General features: G+C 56.4%; 22 protein-coding genes. 17 read left to right on the top strand and 5 right to left on the bottom strand.

The genetic code is table 11. The features are described 5' to 3' along the window. The first annotated feature begins 250 nt into the window (after positions 1 to 250). Positions 251 to 1,906 carry a methyl-accepting chemotaxis protein gene (locus AC6I6N_RS00590; RefSeq protein WP_406611838.1) on the top strand — a complete coding sequence of 552 codons (1,656 nt, stop codon included), beginning with the start codon at positions 251 to 253 and terminating at the stop codon, positions 1,904 to 1,906. A gap of 161 nt (positions 1,907 to 2,067) precedes the next feature. Here AC6I6N_RS00590 and AC6I6N_RS00585 read toward each other — a convergent pair whose 3' ends face one another. Then, positions 2,068 to 3,384 (bottom strand): DUF445 domain-containing protein, encoded by a 1,317-nt coding sequence (locus AC6I6N_RS00585; protein ID WP_497942592.1) that lies wholly within the window; start codon positions 3,382 to 3,384, stop codon positions 2,068 to 2,070. Positions 3,385 to 3,513: 129 nt separating this feature from the next. Here AC6I6N_RS00585 and AC6I6N_RS00580 point away from each other — a divergent pair, with 129 nt between their 5' ends. Then, entirely contained in the window at positions 3,514 to 5,655 is a 2,142-nt protein-coding gene (locus AC6I6N_RS00580) for a PhoX family protein (RefSeq protein WP_497942588.1), read from the top strand. Between the two features lie 667 nt (positions 5,656 to 6,322). Then, positions 6,323 to 7,222, top strand: coding sequence for an Abi family protein (locus AC6I6N_RS00575; protein WP_497942584.1), 900 nt, complete (start codon positions 6,323 to 6,325; stop codon positions 7,220 to 7,222). Between the two features lie 92 nt (positions 7,223 to 7,314). Here the strand turns inward: AC6I6N_RS00575 and AC6I6N_RS00570 are convergent, their stop codons facing one another. Next, positions 7,315 to 7,566: a TIGR03745 family integrating conjugative element membrane protein gene (locus tag AC6I6N_RS00570; RefSeq protein ID WP_257504456.1), complete on the bottom strand. Its 252-nt coding sequence runs from the start codon at positions 7,564 to 7,566 to the stop codon at positions 7,315 to 7,317. Between the two features lie 23 nt (positions 7,567 to 7,589). Beyond that, positions 7,590 to 8,123 carry a hypothetical protein gene (locus AC6I6N_RS00565; protein ID WP_497942580.1) on the bottom strand — a complete coding sequence of 178 codons (534 nt, stop codon included), beginning with the start codon at positions 8,121 to 8,123 and terminating at the stop codon, positions 7,590 to 7,592. 470 nt (positions 8,124 to 8,593) lie between these two features. Between AC6I6N_RS00565 and AC6I6N_RS00560 the strand changes: the two genes are divergently transcribed. Continuing rightward, positions 8,594 to 9,040: a transposase family protein gene (locus AC6I6N_RS00560; protein ID WP_497942578.1), complete on the top strand. Its 447-nt coding sequence runs from the start codon at positions 8,594 to 8,596 to the stop codon at positions 9,038 to 9,040. Positions 9,041 to 9,154: 114 nt separating this feature from the next. Here the strand turns inward: AC6I6N_RS00560 and AC6I6N_RS00555 are convergent, their stop codons facing one another. Together AC6I6N_RS00555 and AC6I6N_RS00550 are read right to left on the bottom strand one after the other, a co-directional pair. Continuing rightward, positions 9,155 to 10,618, bottom strand: a complete 1,464-nt coding sequence (locus tag AC6I6N_RS00555; protein ID WP_497942577.1) for a flagellin N-terminal helical domain-containing protein — start codon at positions 10,616 to 10,618, stop codon at positions 9,155 to 9,157. 485 nt (positions 10,619 to 11,103) lie between these two features. Then, entirely contained in the window at positions 11,104 to 11,865 is a 762-nt protein-coding gene (locus tag AC6I6N_RS00550) for an RNA polymerase sigma factor FliA (RefSeq protein ID WP_125277762.1), read from the bottom strand. A 234-nt stretch (positions 11,866 to 12,099) separates the two neighbouring features. Here AC6I6N_RS00550 and AC6I6N_RS00545 point away from each other — a divergent pair, with 234 nt between their 5' ends. The 13 genes from AC6I6N_RS00545 to AC6I6N_RS00485 all read left to right on the top strand — a co-directional run bounded on the left by AC6I6N_RS00545 (position 12,100) and on the right by AC6I6N_RS00485 (position 23,838). After that, on the top strand, positions 12,100 to 12,501 hold the full coding sequence (locus AC6I6N_RS00545; RefSeq protein WP_226791333.1) for a flagellar protein FlaG: 402 nt from the start codon (positions 12,100 to 12,102) through the stop codon (positions 12,499 to 12,501). Between the two features lie 89 nt (positions 12,502 to 12,590). Further along, positions 12,591 to 13,988, top strand: a complete 1,398-nt coding sequence (gene fliD / locus AC6I6N_RS00540; RefSeq protein ID WP_125277761.1) for a flagellar filament capping protein FliD — start codon at positions 12,591 to 12,593, stop codon at positions 13,986 to 13,988. Between the two features lie 6 nt (positions 13,989 to 13,994). Further along, positions 13,995 to 14,426 carry a flagellar export chaperone FliS gene (gene fliS / locus AC6I6N_RS00535; protein ID WP_497942571.1) on the top strand — a complete coding sequence of 144 codons (432 nt, stop codon included), beginning with the start codon at positions 13,995 to 13,997 and terminating at the stop codon, positions 14,424 to 14,426. A gap of 78 nt (positions 14,427 to 14,504) precedes the next feature. Then, complete coding sequence (locus tag AC6I6N_RS00530; RefSeq protein ID WP_094196136.1) at positions 14,505 to 14,840, top strand: flagellar protein FliT; 336 nt, start codon at positions 14,505 to 14,507, stop codon at positions 14,838 to 14,840. Then, positions 14,837 to 16,126, top strand: coding sequence for a flagellar hook-length control protein FliK (locus AC6I6N_RS00525; protein ID WP_497942570.1), 1,290 nt, complete (start codon positions 14,837 to 14,839; stop codon positions 16,124 to 16,126). Before AC6I6N_RS00530 ends, AC6I6N_RS00525 begins: the two co-directional genes overlap by 4 nt. Then, entirely contained in the window at positions 16,116 to 16,436 is a 321-nt protein-coding gene (locus AC6I6N_RS00520) for an EscU/YscU/HrcU family type III secretion system export apparatus switch protein (RefSeq protein WP_045931729.1), read from the top strand. The genes AC6I6N_RS00525 and AC6I6N_RS00520 overlap by 11 nt, the downstream gene beginning before the upstream one ends. A gap of 142 nt (positions 16,437 to 16,578) precedes the next feature. After that, entirely contained in the window at positions 16,579 to 16,914 is a 336-nt protein-coding gene (gene fliE, locus AC6I6N_RS00515) for a flagellar hook-basal body complex protein FliE (RefSeq protein WP_094196133.1), read from the top strand. Positions 16,915 to 17,027: 113 nt separating this feature from the next. Then, positions 17,028 to 18,752 carry a flagellar basal-body MS-ring/collar protein FliF gene (gene fliF / locus AC6I6N_RS00510; RefSeq protein ID WP_497942566.1) on the top strand — a complete coding sequence of 575 codons (1,725 nt, stop codon included), beginning with the start codon at positions 17,028 to 17,030 and terminating at the stop codon, positions 18,750 to 18,752. Further along, entirely contained in the window at positions 18,739 to 19,749 is a 1,011-nt protein-coding gene (fliG, locus tag AC6I6N_RS00505) for a flagellar motor switch protein FliG (RefSeq protein WP_094196131.1), read from the top strand. The genes fliF and fliG overlap by 14 nt, the downstream gene beginning before the upstream one ends. A gap of 85 nt (positions 19,750 to 19,834) precedes the next feature. Further along, positions 19,835 to 20,575: a flagellar assembly protein FliH gene (fliH, locus tag AC6I6N_RS00500; protein ID WP_497942564.1), complete on the top strand. Its 741-nt coding sequence runs from the start codon at positions 19,835 to 19,837 to the stop codon at positions 20,573 to 20,575. Then, positions 20,576 to 22,018 (top strand): flagellar protein export ATPase FliI, encoded by a 1,443-nt coding sequence (fliI, locus tag AC6I6N_RS00495; protein ID WP_497942562.1) that lies wholly within the window; start codon positions 20,576 to 20,578, stop codon positions 22,016 to 22,018. It abuts the gene before it with no gap. A gap of 2 nt (positions 22,019 to 22,020) precedes the next feature. Further along, a complete protein-coding gene (fliJ, locus tag AC6I6N_RS00490; protein ID WP_121738542.1) occupies positions 22,021 to 22,470 on the top strand; it encodes a flagellar export protein FliJ in 450 nt (149 codons plus the stop codon). A gap of 12 nt (positions 22,471 to 22,482) precedes the next feature. Beyond that, entirely contained in the window at positions 22,483 to 23,838 is a 1,356-nt protein-coding gene (locus AC6I6N_RS00485) for a flagellar hook-length control protein FliK (protein ID WP_376913824.1), read from the top strand. Positions 23,839 to 23,849 lie beyond the last annotated feature (11 nt).

Here is a 23,849-nt window from a genome sequence, read left to right as displayed (position 1 = left end):
CTGACACAACTGACAGCTAGACAAAACAATAAATCTGGGATCAAGTTTTAAACCCGACATCCCTGAAAAAAATAATCAATAATAAAATCAACTAACTAAGACACAAAACCCTACCCCTGGAACCCTGGGTTTTGCATGTCATCACAATGAAACATTTAGACTCTAATACAAATACTAGGTAACAAAATTGAGTCGATATGCAACATAATGATCTGTCCTTTTCCGCCTACGTCTTTAACAGGGCCAGATCATGCGTGAAAATCAAGCCATTACGTCTCATGAAACACAGGTACCCGAAAGAACCTATTTAATCTCCAAAACAGACCTGAAGGGGCGCATCATTTACGCCAACCCCGTCTTTATCCAGGTTAGCGGCTACAGCCATGATGAGTTGATCGGGGCTCCCCACAATATCGTGCGCCACCCCCATATGCCCGCCGTGATTTTTCAGGATTTATGGCAGACCCTCAAGCAACAACGATCCTGGTCGGGGCTGATCAAGAACCGCCGCAAAGACGGCGGCTTTTACTGGGTGAAGGCCCGCGTCATTCCTTTAATCGAAAACGGCCGCGTCAATGGCTATGCCTCGGTCCGAGTACGTGCCCAGCCCAAAGAAATCAAAGAAGCAGAATATCTGTACCATTCCATCCAGCAGCAAGGGCTGCGCGGCTTTCGTCTGCATGAAGGCCAGTTGCAAGCCAGAGGCTGGCGCTCTGCCCTGAGCACCCTGCTGCAGCCCCTGAACCGCAGCCTGCGCGCCAGCTTGCTGCGCTTCGGGGTTCTAACAGGCGCCTTGGTCAGCCTAAGCGTTGGCCTGCTCCTGGGCAGTGGTGCATCGGGCACCTATCTGACAACCGGGCTAGCCTGCCTGGGGGTAGTCAGTCTGGCCACGCTGACCTATGGCTGGATTGTGGCCCAGCGCATGATGCAGCCCCTGCACAGTGCCACCCATATCGCCCAGCAAATTGCGACTGGCAATTTACTGATCGACCTGAACCCACAACACACCCGCAGCCAGGAAATTGCGCAACTGTACTTTTACATGGATATGATGCGCAAAAGCCTGCTGAGCCTGGCCACCGACGTGCATCAAGGCATTCAGGCCTCGTTGGATGTCTCCACGCAAATTGAAGACGGCAACCGCCAATTATCCAACCGTACCGCCGCCCAATCCGGCTCCTTGCAACGCACAGCTGCAAATATGGAGCAACTGACCATGAATGTGCAGCAAACAGCCGACAATGCCCGACTGGCCAATCAGTTGGCCGACCAAAGCCTGTCCAACGCGCGCCGTGGAGGTGAAGTGGTCCAGGATATGGTCAGCACCATGCAGGACATCCACAATAGCTCCGAACGTATTGGCGATATTGTGTCGATTATTGAAGGGTTGGCGTTTCAGACCAATATTCTGGCGCTGAATGCCGCCGTGGAATCGGCTCGGGCCGGTGAGGCCGGCAAGGGTTTTGCGGTGGTGGCTGGTGAAGTACGCAGCCTGGCGCAAAAAAGTGCACAGGCCGCTGGGGAAATTAAAACCCTGGTGGAAGATTCCCTGACCCGCATGGCAACGGGTGCTCATCATGCAAAACGTGCCGGCACCACCATGGATGAGATCATGCAATCGGTCTCGGATGTCACGCATCTGATCAGCGAAATCTCCACGGCTTCTAATGAGCAAGCCAGCGGCTTGGCACAGATTAACGATGCTGTCTCCACCATGGACAATGACACCAACGACAATGCCGATCTGGCCCGCAGCCTGGGAGAGACCGTCCACGAGCTAAGTCGCCAGGCACAAGAGCTGAAACTGTCCATTCAACTGCTGAATACGGGTGTGGCTAGCCGCTCCACGTATGTCCCTGATCCGAATGCCACCCAGGAGCCTGTGCCCTTGCTGAAAGTGGCCTGATAAAAAAGCATTGGGGGCAAAGCGCCGAACGTCTCTCTGCCCCCCCTTATATTCCACATTCGACACGGCCGTGGATTAAGCTCATCCTGATCAGCAATGCCCTGTTATGTTTCCCAAGCACGGCCAAGACGTTCGCATAAGGCTGATCTGGCAGGCTCTTTTTAGACCAGACCCAATAACAGGATCGCGTGCAGGCCTACGCCAACCAAGCCGCCCACCACCGTGCCGTTAAAGCGTATGTATTGCAGATCCGTACCTACAGTCAGTTCCAGCTCGCGCACCAGTTGCCTGTCATCCCATTGACGCACGGTGCGCGCGATATGGTCTTTGGCCCCCTCGCGCAATTGCTCGGCCAGGCCCGCTGCCGCGGACAGCAAGTGTTCATTCAAGGTTTCACGCAGCGTCGCATCCATATTCAAGCGTGACCCCAAATCCTGAGCGACCTGGCGCAGATGGGCCGCCACAGAAGAGTCCTCTTTGGCCAGGTCATTGCGCACAACTCGCATGACATCCGTCCAGACGCCATCAATGTACTCACCCACATCCTTATGGTGCAAAAAGCGCTGCTTGATGGCCTCCACCTGCTCCATCAACTCCGGGTCCTGACCCAGACGCTGAATATAGTCGTGTACCCATTTCTCATAATCCTTGCGCAAAGGGTGCTCGGGCTCGCTCAAAATGGTTTGCACTTCGTCTACCAGTGCACGCGCCAGACGGTCCGCCATCTTGCCCGATAGCTCGTCGACCGACGTGACCACCCCAACCATGGCCAAGAGCTTGGGCCATTCACGTTGGGCGTAGCGCACCAACACATCGGCCACGCGCTGCTTGACCGCCTCGTTGGACAGATAGCCGCCCAGTTGCTGCAAGACTTCGTCCAGCAGGCGCTGGTGACGGTCATTGCGCGTCAGCAAGCCCAGAATCTGAGAGCTGGAACCCGCCATATCCAGCCGCATCAAATAGCTGCGTACGCCATCGGTCAGTGCTTGTTTGACGCTGCGCTCGTCCAACAAACGCAGGGCCTCGCCCATGGCGGTTTGTAAGGCGCGGCTGACACGTTCACTTTGCTCGGGCTGCGACAGCCACTGCCCCAAGCGCGCCGCCGGGTCCAGACTACGCAGCTTTTCCAGCAGCATGGCGGAGTCCAGAAAGTGGTCGCGCACAAAGACGCCCAGGCTTTCACCCAGGCTGTTTTTCTTGTTGGGAATAATCGCAGTATGTGGAAACGGCAAACCCAGCGGGTGGCGGAACAAGGCGACGACAGCAAACCAGTCTGCCAACGCACCGACTGTGGCGGCTTCGCTAAAAGCACGCAGCCAGGGCCAGAATGCGGCGATAGGTGCCGCCTCGCCTTGCCGCATCATGGCGTGACTGAGCAGGAACAGACAGATAGTCAGCGCCAGCAAGGCCAAAGCGCTGCGCTTCATGCGACGCAGGCGGCGTTCGGGGGAATCAGGACGAGAGGGGGAGGTAGACATTGTCACAGTCTATGCCTAGTTCAATTGCATCATGCTATGGCCCCTTATTGTGACCCAATCCTGCTTGTCCTGTGCAGAAATACCTCCTGCAGGAAAAGTGTCATCGTCCTTTCACCTTGAGCCACTAGCATGAGCGCTACCCCCCACAACTCAGCCTTGGCGCTATTGATCACTATGAGCAAACATATCTCAGACAAGACAGTACGTAACGTCAGTCAGAACACCCCTTTCAGTGAAATTCTGGAAAAAAGCCTGTCACGCCGTGCCGTGATGCGCGGTGGTTTGGCGGCTGCCCTGGCCACCATGACCAGCTTTGGCCTGGCAGGCTGTGACAGCAACAGCACAGGTGGCAATTCCACTGATAACGGCGGCGGCGAGAAGCCGAACCCCGGTCCTGGCCCTGATCCGGAACCACCAACAAGCGTCAAACTGGGTTTTGAATCCCTGCCTACCTCCATGACCGACGGCTGTGTGGTCCCCCCCGGCTACATCGCCCACGTATTGGCTCCCTGGGGCACGCCCATCAATGACAACGCCCTACCCTGGGACAAGAACGGCAATAACAGCTCCAACGACTTGCTCAACTCCATGGGCATGCACCATGACGGCATGCACTTTTTTCCGCTGGAGGGCAGCTCTACCGAGGGTTTGCTGGCCGTCAACCACGAATACATTGACTCAACAGCCCTGCACCCCAATGGTCCGACATTGGTCAATGGCAAGCGCCCGGCCGAGGAAGTGCGCAAGGAAATCAACGCCCACGGTGTGGCCATCATCCATATTCGCCGTAGCAATGGCCGTTGGGACATCGTTCAGAACTCGCGATACAACCGTCGCTTTACCTCTGCCACTGCCATGAAACTGGCGGGCCCCGTGGGCGGTACGGACTGGGTCAAGACCCCCTTCTCGCCCAACGGCACGCAGGTGCGCGGCACCAACAATAACTGCGGTAACGGCACCACACCGTGGGGCACGTACATCACCGCCGAAGAGAACTGGGCGGCCTGCTTTGTCAACACCGGCAATCGCCCCGCACACCAGCTGCGCGTCGGCGTATCAGCAGGCCCCACTGGCCGCTACAAATGGGAAACGGCTGCCCAGGACCCTTCGGAAGTGCTGGGTGAATTCGCCCGCTTTAACGTCACCGAAACCGGCGCCAGCGCCACTGATGACTGGCGCAATGAGGTCAACGGCTTTGGTTACCTGGTCGAGATCGACCCGTACGACCCCAGCAGCATTGCCACCAAGCGCACCTCCATGGGGCGTTTCGCGCACGAGGGCTGCGCCTACAGCAAACCCGAGGCCGGCAAACCCCTGGCGTTCTATAGCGGCGACGACTCGCGCTTTGAGTACGTCTACCGCTTCGTATCTGACGCCAACTGGGACCCGAAAGATGCCCAGCGCACCGACCGTCTGGCCGTGGGCGCGAAATATCTGGACAAAGGCACCCTGTATGTGGCCCGTTTTAACGAAGACGGCTCGGGCGAATGGCTGGCACTGACAGGCACCACCCCAGGCAAAGATGGCGGCACCTTGTCTGACAAGTTCAAAACCCTGGAAGAAATACTGATCAATACCCGTGGCGCAGCCGACTTTGTGGGGGCCACCCCAATGGATCGCCCTGAATGGACGGCCACCCACCCCAGCAATGGCGATATCTACCTGACGCTGACCAACAACACCAGCCGCAACGCGTCGACCGGCACAAACGCCGCCAACCCGCGACTGAACAACGTCAACGGTCACGTTATTCGCTGGCACGACGAACCCGGTTCAAACAAGTTCAAGTGGGACATCTTCGTATTCGGCTCGGACTCGGGTGCGGACGCAGAGACCAACCGCTCTGGCTTGACCGATCTGAACCAGTTGGCCAGCCCCGACGGTCTGGGTTTCGACAGCCGTGGCATCTTGTGGATTCAGACGGACAACGGTATTGACGGCGGTCGCAAGAACAATGTCGCCCGCGCCACCAACGACCAGATGCTGGCCGTGATCCCCGGCGCGCTGGCAGACAGCTCGGGCACTGGCCCGGCCATCAATGCCAGCAATCAGTCCGATCTGCGTCGCTTCTTCGTGGGGCCAAACGAAGCCGAAATCACGGGCTTTTCCATGACGCCAGACCATACCAGCCTGTTCCTGAACATTCAGCACCCGGTGAACTGGCCTGCCTACGATACGCATGACGCGACCGTTGTCAGCATGAATATGGTACGTCCACGTTCTTCCACGGTGGTGATCCAGCGTGCGGATGGCAAGCCCATTGCCGTTTAAAAGCAAGGGCGGATTCGCGGTTTGAATCCGCCTGACTCAGCTTTTGAAGATCGGGACCGTCAATAGACGGTCCCCTTTGCTTTTGATGATGCACCGCTGCCGCTCAATATAGCTACAAGACCAAGACTCTTTCCCCTGCCTCATGGGTATCTCTATTCAGGTATTGCGCACCAGACCGGTAAAACTGAACACCTTGATCAAAAAAACAGGGCAACGGGCGAAATCATTGCGCCGCGCTACTCAACATTGGGAGTTACCATTATTATTAACATCAGTAGGCATTAACCCAACAACCCATTGATTTACAAAAATAAAAAACCAAGAGACAGGCAATGATATACACTCCAATATACACAAACATTGTGGATTTTCATGGCTGTCCTTAGCCATAGACCAAGTCGAAAAAAAACGGCCAGATTGATTGTTATAGGCTTGCTGCAACAGTCGCCGTAACCTGACAGGTGCTGAGCTATCCAGGTTTGGCTGCCGGACAACGTGAGGAACCGAGCGGGATAAGCATCTATCCCTCGCCCTAAAAACCAGATACAATGCTCATAACAAGACCCGCCAAGGCTATGCGCGAAAGCGTATCCTCAAACCGGCGGGTTACTCGTTTCTGGGCCAGTGAATAGTCAGTCAACAGGCCACTCCACTGCATAAGCGTGCTATGACGACGCCGAAACATCCATTCACCAAGCCCTCGACGACTTACGACCAACAAACTGTCATCCTCCGACAACGTGGTATGCGTGTCGATGATGAAGAGGTTGCCAGGTTCTACCTCCAACATCTGAACTACTATCGTCTTAGCGCCTATTGGTTGCCCTTTGAGACCAATCACAATCCTCACCAGTTTCATTCAGGCACCCGATTCGAGGATGCGCTGAACCTGTATGTTTTTGATCGCAGCTTGCGATTGCTGGTTTTAGATGCCATCGAACGTATAGAGGTTTCTGTTCGCAGCCAATGGGCCTACCATCTCGCTCATCAGCATGGTCCACATGCACATCTGGATATTTCGCTGGCAGCAAATCCCGCACGATGGCATTCGGACTCCCTTAAATTGACTAAGGAAGTTCAGCGTTCAGATGAGGTTTTCATTCGGCACTTGAAGGCGACGTATTCAGAGAGCCTTCCACCTGTTTGGGCCGTGTGCGAGGTAATGTCTTTGGGGCTGCTATCGCGTTGGTATGGAAATTTGAAACCTATGCCAACTCGCCGGGCAATTGCGTCAATTTACGGACTGGATGAAAAGGTATTGGCGTCGTGGCTTCATCACCTGTCATTGGTAAGAAATATATCCGCCCATCACGGGCGCTTGTGGAACCGGGAGTTTACGATCACTCCACTATTGCCACGGGCCAAGCCTGCATTCTTGAAGTCGCAGTTTCAGCCAGCTTCTCGAAAGCTCTATAACGCCTTGGTGATTATCCTGCACTGCATGGATATTGTTTCCCCCAACCACAGTTGGCGCGACAGGCTGTTAAACCTGCTTGATGAGCACAAAATACCTGTGGTTGATATGGGTTTTCCTGCGCACTGGGAAAAATTACCGATCTGGCGGTAAGTGATCTGAAAATTTCACGCATGCGTTTCAGATGCAGTCCAGTATGGGAGCAGCACGCGGGACGCTCTCAGTCACCTCACACCCGCAACCTTTCAGGCTTGTTTTCTGGCATGCAGTTCGTAGGGCAACAACGCAAGCTTGGGTGTGCAACACGCCTTCCGATACGCCGATGCGCGGGACTTGGTAGTGCCACTGGCGAAGGCCTGCACACAGGTCGGGCGGTAGCAGATCCTGATAAACATGGCTGCGACCATCAGTAGGGCCACCAGCACCACCATGTCATAGCCGTAGTTCTGAATCGTCTGGATAATGCCGCTGCCCGTACCACGCGAAGGGTTCTTCATGGCAGGCGAACCTCGCGAAAAGTCTAAGCTGAGTAGCGCAAGCAGACTGGCAGCCAGTACAGGCTGAGCAGAAGGAACCGAGCGAAGTGGACGAATAGAAAGCGAAAAGCGCAAAAGCTGAGGCGCTTGATCAGATCCCGTATTCCATACATACCAATTGGCGCATCTGGTTTGGGTTCCTTGATCAGCGTATGAATGTGAAGTGAGCCGTCCTCATGTCGCTCAATGGCTGAGTAATGGATAATTCTATTTCTTGATCTCTTGCCATATATCTCACTGCTTAATAGGTCAAAGAATTTCTTTCCCAGCGAAACCACTTCGTCGTGGTCGGTTTTCTTGTACCTGAAGGTTAATGTGATGAACCAGTCGAACTCGTGCTGGGTGATGTCATAGATGTGTTGTTCCCTTCGTCTTTGCCGGAATTGCTCTCGATCTGTGAGGGATGTATTGCAATGGAATTCGTTCATCAGGGCAGATCTGATGTCATTAAGCGTGATGGCTTTGTTGCCGTTATGGCCGTTTCCCTGTAGGGATTGGGTGTTGTGATGCGTGGTCATGTATGTCCTTTATTTGTTTTGTTGTTCCCATTACGGGCGGACTGATGTGAGATGTGTGGATTAGGTTAGTCGTGTGGTCAACATTCCTTCAATGAAGTGGTTAGAGGGAAATGTTGATTAAAGGGATATTTTGTCTTTTCTTTGGTGTTTTGCCTGTGTGGTGATTCCGTGTATGTGGTTCACTTCACTGTCTTCTTTACAGATATTTTGGGCATAGTTTCACCAAGGGCATTTACAAATGTCCGACGAATCTCCTGAACGACTGATCCCACGTTCTTGATCACAAAGTCGCCTGTAGCGTTAAATTGCGTCCTCATGGGCTATGCCCATGAGTTCAGATTGTTGAGATGAGGCCACTCGGCATCACGGGTAAAAGCCGTAGGAAACCAAGTGGCCGGGTATTTATCGAAAGCAGTCTGGAAATCGGCGTTTTCTGAGTGCGTTTGGCTCATATGTGTTATCGTTTGTCTATGAGCAAACAGGTATCAGCCGAAGAGCGATTTCGACTGGTTCAAGCCGTCTACAGCGCCGTGAATCATTCCGACAAGAAGAAGCGAAAAACAGTCACGCAAGCGTGTAAGGATTTGGGGCTGGCTCTCAGTACCTACAATCGCTGGAAGAAATCGCTGGACGAGAATCCGGAGTGGATTAAGGATGGCGTGGTGCCGACCCAAAGCAGAGCACCAAAGAAGAACGGTATGGCGTTACCTGCTGGCGTGAGGCAACGTATTGAAGATATGGCTCGGTCTGGCAAATATGCCAATCCAAGTCAGATCGGGAAGGCACTGAGGGCAGAGGGTATCAGCGTCAGCGACAATACCGTCCGGAATAATTTGGAAGCGGCTGGCATCTACGGATACCGGACCGTCGTGAGAAGCGATGGAACGTCGATCAAGAAGAAAGTGATCTTGCAATAAGGGCTGACCCCTCATCTACTGTTGCATTCCAAATAGAAGAAACCGCCAATCCCGAAGGAAGGCGGTTTCGTGTTTTGCATGAGGACGGTTGCCCATCCCCATGCTTGCCGAGAATTAACGCAGCAGGGACAGAACGCCTTGCGGCACTTGGTTGGCTTGTGCCAGAACCGACGTACCAGCCTGTTGCAGGATCTGAGCGCGAGTCATGTTGGAGACTTCGACCGCGTAGTCGGCGTCTTCAATACGCGAACGAGCTGCGGACAGGTTGGTGACGGTGTTGCTGAGGTTTGCAATCGTGGATTGGAAGCGGTTCTGAACCGCACCGAGTTCCGAGCGCAGCGTGTCCACTTGTTGCAGAGCGTCGTCGATAGCCTTCAGCGGATCGGTGGTGGCGGCTGCAATCGACGCGACGCTGTCTTTGCTAAGGTCGCGGTTATCAAGTGCGCTGGCCAAATATGTCTTGCCACCGCTGCTAACTACTTCTGTTTTTCCATCAACACCTCCGATACGGACAGCCGCGTCCGTAACAGCAGTGCCATTGGCGTCCGTAAAGTTGATGGTTTTTACGGAGATCGTGCCATCAGCAGCGATATCGGAGGCGTAAAGGTTACCGGCCTTATCTTGGATAGCAAGGATGCCGGAATCGGTTCCATCTGCGTTGTTAATCGAAACAAGCTTCGGGGTGTCTAGCGTACTCGTAGGCGCGGTGGCTGCAAATGAAGTGGCAGCAACTTGATGATTTGTGATTTCCTTCAAGTCAGCAGGATCGGGCTGTGAAGTCGCAGGAGTGACAGAGCCAGCCGTTCCAGTAATCGTCACCGCACCGCCAGCCGCTGTAGTAACAGCGTAGTACCCGTCCAAATCTTTGTTGGTAGAGCCGGAAACAAGAATGAAAGCTTCCCCGTTCTTGTCGTTAAAATACACCTTGCCGTCTGTTGTAGACGTTGCATCACCATTTGCGGTGCGCGCATCGGCATTAGTGGGAGCGGTCAAAGCTGTCGCCGAGCCATTCACATAACCGCGAGCGGTCGTCTGGAGGCTGGGTGCGGTTTGAATATTAAATTCGCTCAACTTCAACGTTTTTGAGCTGATTTCGCGGAGACCTATGGAAATGGTCTCGCCATCGTTAGCACCGACCTGCACCTTCAATTCAGAGGCGGTGGATCCGAGAACCTTCACACCGTTAAACTGCGTTTGTGCAGAAACACGATCAATTTCTTCCAAGCGTTGGTCGATTTCGGCCTGAATCGATTCCAAATCAGTGGGTGAGTTCGAGCCATTAGCGGCCTGCACGCTCAGTTCACGAACACGCTGCAGGTTGTTGTTAATTTCGTTCAACGCGCCTTCAGTCGTCTGAGCGATGGAGATACCGTCGTTGGCGTTACGGGTAGCCTGAGTCAGACCCTTGATGTTGGCGGTGAAGCGGTTAGCAATCGCTTGACCAGCAGCGTCGTCCTTGGCGCTGTTGATGCGCAGGCCGGATGACAGACGCTCAATGGCAGAGCCCAGGGCGTTCTGCGACTTGCTCAGGTTATTCTGCGAAACCAGAGCCAGGTAGTTGGTGTTGATTACGGACATTTTTGATGCTCCTGTAAGGGAAAGGCAGCGGCAGCTAGGCTACCGGTTAACCAGGAAAACCCGTTTCGGGTGGAATCCTGGCCCTTCACCGGGGTGTTGGGCAGGCCCTGTATTTCCTGTACATGCTGGTTTACGGCAAGGGCTCTGAGAGGTTTAGGGCTTGCTGCAAAAAACCTTCTGCTTGTTACAAATCAGGCTTGCTACCTGCTTCTCTTGCTTCATCTGGGTTAACGGCGGCTACAGGGAATTCTTAAAGCGGCTAACTGCCAAACTCAGGGCGAGACCTTGCGGAACGGTGGCAGGCGTGAGGCAAAAACGCTGGCTGTAGGGGCAGCGACCAGCATGGCGTTGCTAAGCCAGCGGCTGGCTTGGTCCAGGCGCTGCTTAAAGGGTTGCTATGTATATGAGTGTGCCGCTGGGGTGTGTATACGAGCCAGGGCTAGAGCTTCAGCGCCTGATAAGCCCATCAGGCCTGAGCGCACTCGCTATAACAAAACCTGAAACTCCGCGCTATCAGAAATGGCATCCCACTGGTCTTTCGCCAAGCTGGCACGGATGCGGGCCACGGCCTGACTGCGCAGTTGGGATACACGCCCTTCGGTTACTCCCAGCACCAAGGCGATTTCTTTCTGGTTCAGGTCCTGTTCGAACTGCAGGGCAAACAACAGTTTTTCGCGTTCGGGCAATTGATCGATTGCCGTAATCAGTGCCTGGCGCAAGCCCTGGGAAGTCAGCAGGTTCAAGGGGTTATCGAAATAAGCCTGTTCGCGCGTACTGTCTTCCAGAAACTCCAAGGCATCGGCTGAAGGGTCGGTATGACGTTTCAGGTCTTCGTAGTGAATCACCTGCACCCCGACCGCTTCGTCCAGCAGCTCGTAGTAATCGTCCATGCTCATGGACAGAAATTCCGCAATTTCGGGCTCGGTAGGCTCGCGCAGCAGTTCCTGACGCAGATTGCTGACCGCCACTTCAATTTGACGCGCTTTGGTGCGCACGCTGCGCGGCAGCCAGTCCTGGCTACGCAACTCATCCAGCATGGCACCGCGGATCCGGGTGACGGCATAGGTCTCGAACTGGGCTTCAGCCACCACCTGATAACGACGCACAGCGTCCAGCAACCCCATCATGCCAGCCTGCATCAGATCATCCAGTTCAACACTGGGAGGCAGGCGCAACACAAGCTGGAGCGCTTGGCGGCGCACCAATGGGGCGTACTGCTCAACCAGGACGTCTTCTGAACGAGGCATGGACAGGCACGGATCCGGACAATAAAGATTGGGCTATTTTGCCTGCCAGGTCCGCCCTACAGTCGCCAAATCAAACAGTCTTTCGCCATCTTATTCAGGCTTTAAAAAGCTTTGGAGCGGACCATAAGGAAAATTTTCCCTAAAGATACGCGCGGGGGTGCCGTAATTGGAGCGATACAGGTGCCAAGCCCCCACGAACCCGGCCTGTCACCAAGCCCCTTTTGGAGTGATGTCATGATCAACTCAGTTTCATCTCAAACGACGGCCTTGGTGCCCCTGGCTTCCCCCGTGGAGCAAAACCCTGGCACCCCTATCCCGTCGGCAGCCACTACGGTGGCCCCCATCAAGGAAAGCAGTACCGATACCCAGTTGCAGCAACGCTGGCCCGACAAACGCGAACCGGTCCCCGGTATGGTCAACTCGCTGGACGACACCCTAGACCAGATCAACAACTCGCTGCAGGCCTGGTCCACCGGCATTCGCTTCAATATGGATGACGAGGCGCAACGTCTGGTGGTCTCAATCGTGGATAACACGACCGGCGAGGTCCTGCGTACCGTACCGTCCGACGCGGTTATCCAGATCGCCAAAATGATTGTGCAATTGCAGGGCAACGCCGTCAGTGTGAAGGTTTAACAACCAAACTGGCATCGAAACTTCCCATTGACATGGGCTTTGCGCGCGGCACATTTGCGACAAAATAGGACACTACAGGAGTATTTGATATGGCTATTTCTTCAATTGGCGTGGGCTCAGGTCTGAAGCTGGACGAGCTGCTGGAAGACCTGCGCAAGGCAGAGAGTGTGCCCTTAAGCACGATTCAAAATCGTCAGACTGAAAATGCCAATCGAATCTCCGCCTATGGGAAACTCAAGGGATTGGTCTCGGCTGTGCAAACAGCCGCTAAAGCACTGAACGATGAGACCCTGTATGGTGCCGTCAAAATCAGTACAGTTGGCGATGCCATCAGCGCTACCGGCAACAATAAAGCCACTCCCGGACAATACAATATTGTCGTCACGCAACTTGCAACCCAACATACTTTAGCGAGCCGTGGGGTTGCAGAACGAGACTCCGCGTTAGGCGTGGGTGGCAAAGTTACGTTTACGCTTGCCAATGGAGACGAGCACACTCTGGACATGAGCGGCAAGGACACTTCCTTGCAAGGCATCATGAAGGAAATTAATGCGGACCCTACGCTAGGCCTTACTGCCACCATTATCAACACCGGGGATGCAACTGCGCCACACAAATTGGTTTTGACCGCCAAAGACTCGGGGGAGCAGGCCTCCATCCAATCTATTTCTGTAACGGATAACAATGAGCTCAGCGGGCTACTGGCTTACGCTGGCACGGCAGCCGAAGACCCTTCAGGTCAAAGCATCACACAAATTACCCAAGCCAAGAACGCGGAAGTTACGGTTAACGGCATTCCCGTTATTAGCCAAAGCAATACGCTTAAAGATACCGTAGAAGGGCTGGAAATTACGCTCACCAAGGAAAGCAGTGATCCAGTCCGCTTGGATGTGACTCGTGATGACAGCATCCCCACCAAAGCGATTAAAGGCTTTGTGGACGCGTATAACGCCCTTAACAGCAATATACGTTCACTGACGGCTTACGATATTGAAAACCAAAAAGGATCGCCCTTAACCGGCGACTCCATGCCTCGTCGTATTCAGTCCAGCATGCGCTCTGCCCTGGGCGTCGTTTCGGACGAAGGCAATTTGCGTACCCTGTCATCTATCGGCATTACGGTAGACCCCAAAACAGGCGATCTACTTACGGATGATAAAAAACTGGCCGCTGCTTTAAAAGACAATATGGCTGATGTTCAACGCCTATTTGTTGGCGAAGACGCTATTGGAAACCGCATTCACACAGCAGCTGAAGATTACATTAAGAAAGGCGGCTTTATTGACAATGCCACTGAAGGTGCTGACAAAATTGGCAAGGACCTTGAAAAACAAGCCCTAGCCACTGCAGAGCGCATTGACAACAAGATTGAAGCCTACCGTAAACAGTTCGTGCAGTTGGACGTGATGATCAACCGCATGCAAGGCACCAGCAACTATCTAAGCCAGCAACTGTCCATGCTGGGCAATATGAACGACAGTAAATAAACCCCTATGAGCTATCCTGCCCCTTCCCGTCGCTTTGGCCAACAATCGGTCCGCGCTTACGCCCAAGTAGGTCTGGAAACCGAGGTCCTGAGCGCAAGCCCGGAACATCTGATTACCCTGCTCTTTAACGGTGCGCGCACCGCCATGCTGCAAGCACGCCTGCATATGGAACAGGGCAATATTGCCGGGCGGGGGCAGTCCCTATCGAAGGCCATTGATATTGTCGATAGCGGGCTGAAAATGGCAGTCGATACCGAAAAGGGCGGAGAGCTGGCGCGCAACCTGGTCGCCACCTACGACCTGATCTTGCATAACCTGATGCTGGCCAATCTTCGCAATGACGCGGAAAAGCTGGCGCTGGCCGAGCGTTTGCTGACCGATATTGCTGATGCCTGGCGCAGCAATGTGGATATCCAACGCGCCAAACAGCCTGCTTGACTCCGAGGCTCGCGGGACAGGTTCTGTTCCTGACCTGCACCTCCAACCTCCTTTGCGCCTTTAGCGCCTGGTACGAACATGAGCGATACCTCTAACCCGATCGTCGATCAATATCAAATTATCGCCAGCATCACCCGTCACATGCTGGAGCTTGCCAAACTGGCACGCTGGGAGGATGTGTTTGAACAGTCCGAACACTATCAGCTCGCCGTGGAAAAGCTCAAGAACATGGAAGACCTGTCTGTCACTGAAAAACAGGCACGCCGTCAGTTGCTGACCCAAATTCTTGAAGACGATGCCCAGATCCGCCATCTGGCCACCCCCGAGCTGGGGCGCCTGGGTGCGTTGCTGGGCAATATGAAGCGCCAGCAGACCGTTTTGCAAGCGTATTACAGCCCTAGTCTTCATCCATGAGCGTAAGCGGCCCCTCCCCCTTGGGGACGCTGCTTATTCAACGGCTCGATGCCGTTCTGGGTATCAGCACCGGACAGCAAAGCAATATTGCCACGGGCGCCCGCCCGGATGCGATCAGCCAAACACCGGGCAGCCAACGCCCCGAGCGCGCTGAAAATCAAACAGCTCGCGATCAACGCCAAAGCGTAGACCAGGCCCGCGCCCATACTCAGGGCCGCGACAGCCGGAACATCCGCACACAAAGCGGTCAAACTTCGACAGACCCGGCCCTGCATGCACGTGGGCCCAATACAGCCACTACCAGCTCGGCACCCACCACGCTGGGGCGCACTGCCCAACTGATTCTGTCCTTGCTGGAGCGCTTCCCGGATCGTGCTCCTGCCATCCAGGGACGACAGGCTCTGCTGCCTGGCCGCCCCACCCTGCAAACGGACGGCAATGAATCCACGCGCCCTGGTGGCGACAGTCAGGCGGGTGCACGCTCAGGCTCAGCACAGAATACCGCCAGCACAATTGCGACTCTGGCCCAACAGCGACTGCCCTTGCCCGGCAGCACCGCAACGGGTGGAGCAAATACCGGCTCTGCCAGTGCCGCGACCGCAGGCAGCGGCGCCGCTGGAACAGGAGCACCTGCAGGAATGCCTGGCACAGGCACTGCGGCTACTGGCGCAACCACCCATGGCGCACTGCCCACCGGCAGTACCGCCGCCCTTGCCCAGCATTTCACCCAAGCCTTGCCCCAGGCCCTGCAACAAAGCGGGCTGTTTTATGAGTCGCACCTTAGCGATCTGCACTTTGGGCAACGCAGTGTGGGCGAATTGCAGCAAGAACCGCAAAATCTGAATCGCCCCCTGGCTGAAACCAGCACCGGCACCAGCCACAGCACGCAAGCCCAGGCGAGCGCCCAAGACCCAGCCACTAGCATGCTGGTACGTCAGCAACTGGACACGCTGGCCCACCAAAACCTGCAATGGCAAGGACAGGCCTGGCCGGATGCCGACATGAACTGGACGGTGCAACGACACGAGGCTCAGTCGGACGATGAAACCGAACACTGGTCCAGCACCCTGCAACTGGATCTGCCCACACTGGGCCCAATCACCTTGCGGCTCAACCTTTTGAATCAGCAACTGCTGGTCCATATACAGGCCGACCAATCCGCCGACTATCTGGATGAGAACAGCCTGCCCTTGCGTGAGCGCCTGCAAGACCAGGGCCTGTTCCTGAGTCAACTGCACATTGAAGCCGACCCGAACCTGCCGCAGGATGTGCCCGATGAGCCATGATTCTCCCACCCCTCGCCCCCAGGCTCTGGCTTTACGCTACGACCCCAAGGACGGTGCACCACGGGTGGTCGCCAAAGGCTATGGCACGCTGGCCGAGAAAATCATCGAAACCGCACGCGAGCACAATCTGTATGTACACGAGTCCCCCGAGCTGGTCGGCCTGCTGATGCAGGTGGATCTGGACCGCCACATTCCCCCTCAGCTCTATCAAGCCGTGGCCGAATTGCTGGCCTGGCTCTACGCCCTGGAACAGGGCCATCCCCAGGCTACACAAGCCTTGCAGGCCTTGCACGACGCACCCAAACCTTGATGCCCTTGTTTATAAGGGCTGAAAAGCCCCTGTTTTTGGGCTTAGATACCCTGCTTAGCCTGGCCTTCTACCCGTTACATTAAGCACGGCAAGCTGCCCACACCTGTGCGCGTGGCCTATCCTGACTTTCTGGCAAGCGAATATGTCGATTTCCAATCTTTCCAGCATTGAAAACCTTTTGGCCCAGATGCGAGCCGTCGCGCAAGCGGCCGGGGCTTCCAGTTCTGTGTCCTCCTCGGCCAGCAGCGCCGCCCCCGGGGGCTTTGCCGCCGAGCTGGCACGCTCTTTGAACCGGGTGTCCCAGGCGCAAAATGAAGCCAGCGCACAGGCCCAGGCCTTTGAAATGGGTGAGCCCGGCGTTTCTTTGAATGACGTGATGATTGACCTGCAAAAAGCCAGCGTCGGTTTTCAGGCCACCGTTCAGTTACGCAACCGCTTAGTGGCCGCCTACCAAGAAATTGCCAGTATGCCGGTATAAGCGCCTGATTCTTTCATACCCGCCGCCCTTTCCTTAATGCTGCCTGAGCACGCCCTGATTTGAACTCCCCTGATTCCATGCAGAACCCTGCCTCTGCCTCACCAAGGTCATCCATGAGTCAGACCGCACAGTTGCTGAACAAACTTCCTGGCTACGACACGCTACGCGCCCTACCCAAAGTGGTGCTGATCGGGCTGGGTGCCGCACTGATTGCTCTGATTGTCGCCCTCTTGCTGTGGAGCCGTGGGCCTGCTTACCAGGTTCTGTTCTCCAATCTGGACGACCGCGATGGCGGTGCGATTGTCTCGGCCCTGGGCCAGATGAACGTGCCGTACCAATTCAACAGCAACGGCACCGCCATTTTGGTGCCGCAGGATCGTGTGCACGATGTGCGTATGCAAATGGCCTCACAAGGTCTGCCACGCAGCGGCAATGCCGGTTTCGAGCTGCTCGATCAAAGCCGTTTTGGCGCCAGCCAGTTCACCGAACAAGTGACGTATCAACGTGCCCTGGAAGGCGAACTGGCCAACTCCATCAAGGCCGTGCATGCCGTCAAGGAAGCGCGTGTTCACCTGGCCATGCCACGTGAAACCTTATTTGTGCGCGATCGTCAGTCTCCCACTGCCTCTGTCGTGCTGTCACTGTACCCAGGCCGTGACCTGAGCGAAGGTCAGGTTTCCGCCATCAGTTGGCTGATCTCTTCCAGCGTACCCAATCTGCAGGCCGACAAGGTTTCCATCATTGACCAGAATGGCCGCTTGCTGACAGCGCCCACCGGTGAGATGGGCGCTGATAATCAGCAACGCAATTTTGTAAACGATATTGAGTACCGCGCCGTCCAACGTATTCTGACCTTGCTGAACCCCCTGGTCGGTGCCGGCAACGTCCGTGCGCAAGTTACCGCCGAAGTGGACTTCTCGCGCCGCGAACACACCTCCGAGGTCTACAAGCCCAACCAACTGCCCGGCCAGGCCGCAGTGCGTAGCCAGCAGACCAGTTCGTCCCTGCAGCGCAATCCGCAACAGCCTCAGGGCGTACCCGGCGCTTTGAGCAATCAGGCCCCCAATAATGCCGTCGCCAATCTGGTGAACCCGCCTGCCGTGCCCAATCAGCCCCAGGCTCCTGCGGCCGACCCGGCCAATGCGGCAACACAAACGGCCAATGCCGCGAACGCGACGGCTGCCGGTACAGACCCGTCGCTGGTATCCCTGGCCGAGCAAGCCCGCTTGCTGCAAAACACCGGCAATGCGCGTAACGACTCCACCGTGAACTACGAAGTGGATCGCACCATCAGCCACGTCAAAGGTCCCTTGGGCCAATTAAACCGCCTGTCGGTGGCCGTGGTGGTGAACTACCGTGATACGGACAAGGACAAGCAGCCGCTGGATCAGGCAGAACTGGACAAGATCAGCGATCTGGTCAAGCAAGCCGTTGGTTATTCGGCCGAACGAGGCGATAGCCTGAGCGTGGTGAACGGACAGTTCAACGAGCAAGGCGATATTGATACCCCCTTCTGGAAAAATCCGGAGTACCGCGAGCTCGCCATGGAACTGGTCAAATATCTAGTCTTTGCATTCATTTTGTTCATGGCGTGGCGCATCGTCATCAACCCCATCATCCAGGGCCTGATCCAGGCCAAGGCGGTCGCTGACGCGCGCGTCGAACGCCAGAAAGAGGAATCCGCTCGCGAGCAGGCCGCCGAACAACGTGCCGCTGAGATGAGCCGCTACGAAGAGAATCTGAACACCGCCCGCACGATGGCTCACGATGATCCACGCGCTGTGGCTATGGTGTTGCGCTCCTGGTTAAACAAAGATGAAAAAAATGAAAACGGCTAAACCGGACGATTCCATCGAACGCAGTGCGATTTTGATGATGTCCTTGGGGGAAGATGCCGCCGCCGAGGTGTTTCGACACCTCTCGCCTCGTGAGGTACAGCAGCTCAGTACCGCCATGGCGTCCTTAAAGCAACTGACCCGTGCCGATATGGACGATGCTCTGGAGAGCTTTCGCCAGGAAGCCGACCAGTTCATGGCGGTGGCGCTGGACTCCAATGCCTACATACGCTCCGTACTGAACAAGGCTCTGGGCTCGGACCGAGCCGCTGGTCTGATCGAAGACTTGCTGGAGAACGGCGAAGGCAGCAGTAGTGGTATTGATGCCCTGAACTGGCTGGATGCTTCCAGCGTGGCCGAGCTGATTGCCGACGAACACCCTCAAATTATTGCCACGATTCTGGTCCATCTGGAGCGTGATCGCGCTGCCGACATTCTGGGGTACATTCCGGATCGTTTGCGCGATGATGTGGTCCTGCGTATTGCCACGTTTGGTGGCGTACAGCCCACTGCCCTGAACGAGCTGACCGAAGTGCTGAACGGCATGCTGTCGGGTCAGGGCGCCAAACGCAGCAAGATGGGTGGCCCGCGCACAGCAGCGGAGATGCTGAACTACATGAACGCCAACCTGGAAGAGTCCGTGCTGACCAGCTTGCGCAGCATGGACGCGGACCTGACCCAGCGCATCGTCGACGAGATGTTCGTATTCGAGAACCTGGCCGATGTGGAAGACATTGCCATCCAGTTGTTGCTCAAGGAAATCGAAACCTCTGCATTGACCATTGCCCTGAAAGGTGCGCCCGAGGAGTTGCGCGACAAGTTCTTCCGCAATATGTCCAACCGCGCCGCCGAAATGCTGCGCGAAGACATCGACGCCCAAGGCCCGATCCGCATGTCCAAGGTGGAGCAAGAACAAAAAGCCATTGTGCAGGTGGCCCGTCGTCTGGCCGAAGCCGGTCAGATTACGCTGGGTGGCCTAAGTGGGGACGAGTATGTCTAAGTCGGCCCCGTTTGGGCAGTGCTTAGCCGCCCAAACCCTTACGATGCTGTGCCCAGGCACACACCGCCTGCGCGGGAGCCTGTAAATGTCCAGCCACCGTAAAGCCTCGGCCTATTCGGACCTTCAGGAAAGCTGGAGCCGCTGGCAAATGCAGGGGCTGGATGATCCTGTTGTCGCCCCGGAACCGGAAGAATCGGCATTCGTCCCGCCTACGCAGGAAGAACTGCAACGCGATCTGGAAAACCAGCGCAGCCAGGCCCAGGAAGAAGGTCATGCCCAAGGCTATCAGGCTGGCTTCAACCAGGGGCATGCCGCTGGTCTGGCAGCAGGCCAGGAAAGCGGTCACGCACAGGGCTATGAAGCTGGACTTGCGGCTGGCATGGCCAAGGCCCAGGAACAGATCGACCAGTACATCAAGGAATTTGTTGCTCTGAATAAGAACTGCGCCCAGTCCATCGAACTGATGGATCAGGAAATGGGCCAGTCCCTGATTGAGCTGGCCACGCGCATTGCCGAGCATGTGTTGCAAAGCACCATCAAGACCGAACCCAGCCGCATTCGCGATCTGGTGGCTGAGGTGCTGCGCAGCGATCCGGGCGATACCAGCGCCCTGGAGCTGACCTTGCACCCGGACGACATCAGCCTGGTGCGTGAATTTCTGATCGAGCAAGGCGAGCCCCGCGCCTGGCGTTTGCAAGAAGATGCCCAGCTGCAACGCGGCGAATGCCGTGTGCGCTCCAGCTATGGCGATATTGACGCCACCTTTGCCACCCGCTGGAAACGAGCCCTGGCCAGCCTGGGCTTGCCCGTGGCCTCGGAGCCTTGAATGGCAACGCCCCTATTGGCCTCCTCCCCCGAACGCTGGCGCGCCCAGTTGCTGTCCGCACAGCAGCGGGTTCAGGCCATTGAGCCGAACCTGCGCAGTGGCCGCGTGGTCCGCGCCACGGGTCTGGTATTGGAAGCCACCGGTTTGAAGCTGGCAGTAGGGGCTGCCTGCAAAGTGGAGCTGTCGGCTGCGCAAAACATCTGGGCCGAAGCCGAAGTCGTGGGCTTTGAGGGCAGATCCCTCTATTTGATGCCCTTAAGTGAAATCTCCGGCCTGCCTCCCGGCGCCCGCGTAGTACCGGTTGAGGCGCAATTGCAGCCACCCGTGCCACTACCCGACTCCGATCAGCCCGACAGCCTGCCTGCTCAGGCGCGCTCCCGCCATGTCCCGGTTGGGCCCGGCTTGTTAGGCCGAGTCGTCGATGGCAGTGGCAATCCGCTGGACGGTCTGGGTCCGATCGACGCACAAGCCTGCGTCTCGCTCAGCCACACCACCCCCAATCCGCTCAAGCGCAGCCCCATCGACACCGTGCTGGACGTGGGCGTGCGTGCCATCAATGGTTTGCTGACGGTGGGCCGTGGTCAGCGCATGGGCCTGTTTGCCGGCTCCGGCGTCGGCAAGAGTGTGCTCCTGGGCATGATGGCCCGCTACACCCAGGCCGACATCATTGTCGTGGGCCTGATCGGCGAGCGGGGCCGCGAAGTTAAAGAGTTTATTGAACACAACCTGTGTGAAGAGGGTCTGCGGCGCTCGGTCGTGGTCGCAGCACCTGCTGACGTCTCACCCTTGCTGCGTTTGCAAGGGGCGGTATACGCCACCCGTCTGGCCGAGTTTTTCCGTGATGAAGGCAAAAACGTCTTGCTGATCATGGATTCGCTAACACGTTATGCCATGGCCCAGCGTGAAATCGCGCTGGCCATTGGCGAGCCTCCTGCCACCAAGGGCTACCCTCCCTCTGTGTTTGCCAAGCTGCCTGCCCTGGTGGAGCGCGCCGGCAATGGCGAGCCCAATGCACAAGGTCGTTGCGGCTCGATCACCGCGTTCTACACCGTGCTGACCGAGGGTGATGACCAGCAAGACCCCATTGCCGATTCGGCCCGCGCGATTCTGGACGGCCACATTGTGCTGTCGCGCAGTCTGGCGGAAACCGGCCATTACCCAGCCATTGATATCGAAGCCTCCATCTCGCGGGTCATGCCCATCATTGTGGATCCGGAGCAGATCAAGATGGTGCATCGCTTCAAGAGCCTGCTCTCCAGCTATCAGCGTAACCGCGACCTGATTGCCGTTGGCGCCTATACCCGTGGCAATGATCCCGCCATTGATCAGGCCATTGACCGTTTCCCCTGGCTGCAAGCCTATCTGTGCCAGGGTATGCAACAACGTGTGGACGTGCCACGCGCCTTTGATGAATTGAACGCCGTTTTAAATAGCGAGCAATAGCCATGAAAGCCAATGCCTCTTTACAAACGCTGGTCGATCTCAGTCAGAACAAGGTGGACGATGCGGCCCGCCATTTGCAAGAGCTGCGCACGGAGCGCGATGCCGCCCATTCGCAGCTGGACATGTTGCAAACCTATCGCCAGGACTACGCCCAGCGCTTGCTGAATGTGGGTCAAACCGGGGTAACCATGGCGAATTACCACAATTTCCGCCGCTTTATCGTGACATTGGACCAAGCCATTTCCCAGCAAAATAGTGTTATCCAAGCGCTGGAAGAGAAAATGGAGCAGGGACGCCAGCTCTGGTATGGCCACCTGCAACGCTTGAAGGCCTATGAAACCTTGATCGACCGCCGACTCCAGACTCAACAAGTCCAGCAACAAAGAATGGAACAACGAAACAGCGATGAAATCGCTGCTCGTCTCTTTACCCGTAGCCAGACCGCCTATTAAACAAGCGCCGCCATGACTTCGCCCTCTCTTTCGGTTTTACCTGCGGCCCCTGCCGCACCCTCGGCCCCCGCCACTCACACGGCCGGGCCTGCGGCTGCGCATGCGCCCAAAGACGAAGGTTTTGCCCGGCACTTGCACACGCAACAGCAACAGGTGCAAAACAAAGGAGCTGGCAAAACACCGGCACCTGCCAAACAGGACAGCGCCAAAACCCAGGTTCCTACAGACAATCCCAAACTGGCAGACGCGGTAGCCGAACAAGCCGACACCAGCGAGCTGGACACCCTGATCAAGGACCCTGCCCTGCTGCTTGCCGATCAAAGCGATTTGAACCTGGACACCGAGGCTCAGGCCAATAGTGGCCTACCCGCCATGGCCTTGTCGATTCTGTCTCAAGTGCAGGCCATCAAAAATGGCAAGGCCGATCTCAACGCGGCACAAACCGATAGCAAGCTGCCTCTGAAAGGGGCTGATACACGCCAGATTCTGGCGACCGACTTGAATGACAACATCCGCCGACAGCCTCAGACGCTCCCCCTGAGCGCGGCTGAGGTGCGAACCGACGTTGACCTGAAGGCTGAACTGACTACGCCCAAAACCGTGGAAATCAGCAATCCAGTCGCTGCCATGGCTGCCCGCAAACCTGCCATCCATGCCACGCAAGTGCTCAATCACAAGCCGCTTAGCGCCGACATCTCCACCACGGCGGTCTGGTCCCAGACTCAGTTGATGGATGAAGCATCGGCCAGCCTGGCGGCCTTTGGTCGACAAATTGCTGAAGATGCGCGTGCTGGCGTGAATCTGAACCTGCCGGCGCTAGATGCGTCCTTGCTGGCCCAACTGACCGCCACACCGGGCGCTACCCAGACCCACAGCCCAGCGACTTTGCCCAGTCCCATGACGCTGGCCGTTGCCACGCCGGTTCACTCCCCCGAATGGGGGGCCGCCATGGGCCGTCAAATGATCTCTTTGGCCCAACAGGCTCAGGGGGGCGTTCAAAGTGCTGATATTCGCCTGGATCCACCCGAACTGGGCCCCTTGCGCATTACCTTGCAGATGCAAGATGGCGTGGCCCACGCCATGATTACCTCGCCCCACGCCCAAGTCCGCCACACCCTGGAACAGTCCTTGCAACAACTGCAACAGCAGTTTGCAGACAGTGGCCTGAGCCTGGGACAGGCTGATGTAGGTGACCAGCACGCCTCGCACCAAGCTTTTCACGAGCAATTGGCGGCCAAGGGCAATCAGGGCGATCAACCCCGCTTCAGCCTGGACGGGATGGCTTTGCCTGACGAGACCGGCTCCTTGGTGAACAGCAGCACTACCCGCTCGCTCAATCCTGACGCGCTGGTTGATACCTTCGCCTGACTCACAGCCTC

The sequence above is a fragment of the Alcaligenes sp. LTN-3 genome (genome assembly GCF_059735605.1).
Note: the sequence above shows the minus strand (reverse complement) of the source record. Positions and strands in the feature narration are given on the sequence as shown.

Coding starts and splice junctions, on each gene's coding strand:
- AC6I6N_RS00520 (WP_045931729.1), top strand. CDS start 16,116: ATGAGCCATGATTCTCCCACCCCTCGCCCCCAGGCTCTGGCTTTACGC.
- AC6I6N_RS00530 (WP_094196136.1), top strand. CDS start 14,505: ATGAGCGATACCTCTAACCCGATCGTCGATCAATATCAAATTATCGCC.
- AC6I6N_RS00555 (WP_497942577.1), bottom strand. CDS start 10,618: ATGTCCGTAATCAACACCAACTACCTGGCTCTGGTTTCGCAGAATAAC.
- AC6I6N_RS00525 (WP_497942570.1), top strand. CDS start 14,837: ATGAGCGTAAGCGGCCCCTCCCCCTTGGGGACGCTGCTTATTCAACGG.
- AC6I6N_RS00580 (WP_497942588.1), top strand. CDS start 3,514: ATGAGCGCTACCCCCCACAACTCAGCCTTGGCGCTATTGATCACTATG.
- AC6I6N_RS00560 (WP_497942578.1), top strand. CDS start 8,594: ATGAGCAAACAGGTATCAGCCGAAGAGCGATTTCGACTGGTTCAAGCC.
- AC6I6N_RS00565 (WP_497942580.1), bottom strand. CDS start 8,123: ATGACCACGCATCACAACACCCAATCCCTACAGGGAAACGGCCATAAC.
- AC6I6N_RS00575 (WP_497942584.1), top strand. CDS start 6,323: ATGACGACGCCGAAACATCCATTCACCAAGCCCTCGACGACTTACGAC.
- AC6I6N_RS00570 (WP_257504456.1), bottom strand. CDS start 7,566: ATGAAGAACCCTTCGCGTGGTACGGGCAGCGGCATTATCCAGACGATT.
- fliG (WP_094196131.1), top strand. CDS start 18,739: ATGAAAACGGCTAAACCGGACGATTCCATCGAACGCAGTGCGATTTTG.
- fliF (WP_497942566.1), top strand. CDS start 17,028: ATGAGTCAGACCGCACAGTTGCTGAACAAACTTCCTGGCTACGACACG.
- AC6I6N_RS00545 (WP_226791333.1), top strand. CDS start 12,100: ATGATCAACTCAGTTTCATCTCAAACGACGGCCTTGGTGCCCCTGGCT.
- AC6I6N_RS00485 (WP_376913824.1), top strand. CDS start 22,483: ATGACTTCGCCCTCTCTTTCGGTTTTACCTGCGGCCCCTGCCGCACCC.
- fliI (WP_497942562.1), top strand. CDS start 20,576: ATGGCAACGCCCCTATTGGCCTCCTCCCCCGAACGCTGGCGCGCCCAG.
- fliJ (WP_121738542.1), top strand. CDS start 22,021: ATGAAAGCCAATGCCTCTTTACAAACGCTGGTCGATCTCAGTCAGAAC.
- AC6I6N_RS00590 (WP_406611838.1), top strand. CDS start 251: ATGCGTGAAAATCAAGCCATTACGTCTCATGAAACACAGGTACCCGAA.
- fliS (WP_497942571.1), top strand. CDS start 13,995: ATGAGCTATCCTGCCCCTTCCCGTCGCTTTGGCCAACAATCGGTCCGC.
- AC6I6N_RS00550 (WP_125277762.1), bottom strand. CDS start 11,865: ATGCCTCGTTCAGAAGACGTCCTGGTTGAGCAGTACGCCCCATTGGTG.
- fliH (WP_497942564.1), top strand. CDS start 19,835: ATGTCCAGCCACCGTAAAGCCTCGGCCTATTCGGACCTTCAGGAAAGC.
- fliE (WP_094196133.1), top strand. CDS start 16,579: ATGTCGATTTCCAATCTTTCCAGCATTGAAAACCTTTTGGCCCAGATG.
- AC6I6N_RS00585 (WP_497942592.1), bottom strand. CDS start 3,384: ATGTCTACCTCCCCCTCTCGTCCTGATTCCCCCGAACGCCGCCTGCGT.
- fliD (WP_125277761.1), top strand. CDS start 12,591: ATGGCTATTTCTTCAATTGGCGTGGGCTCAGGTCTGAAGCTGGACGAG.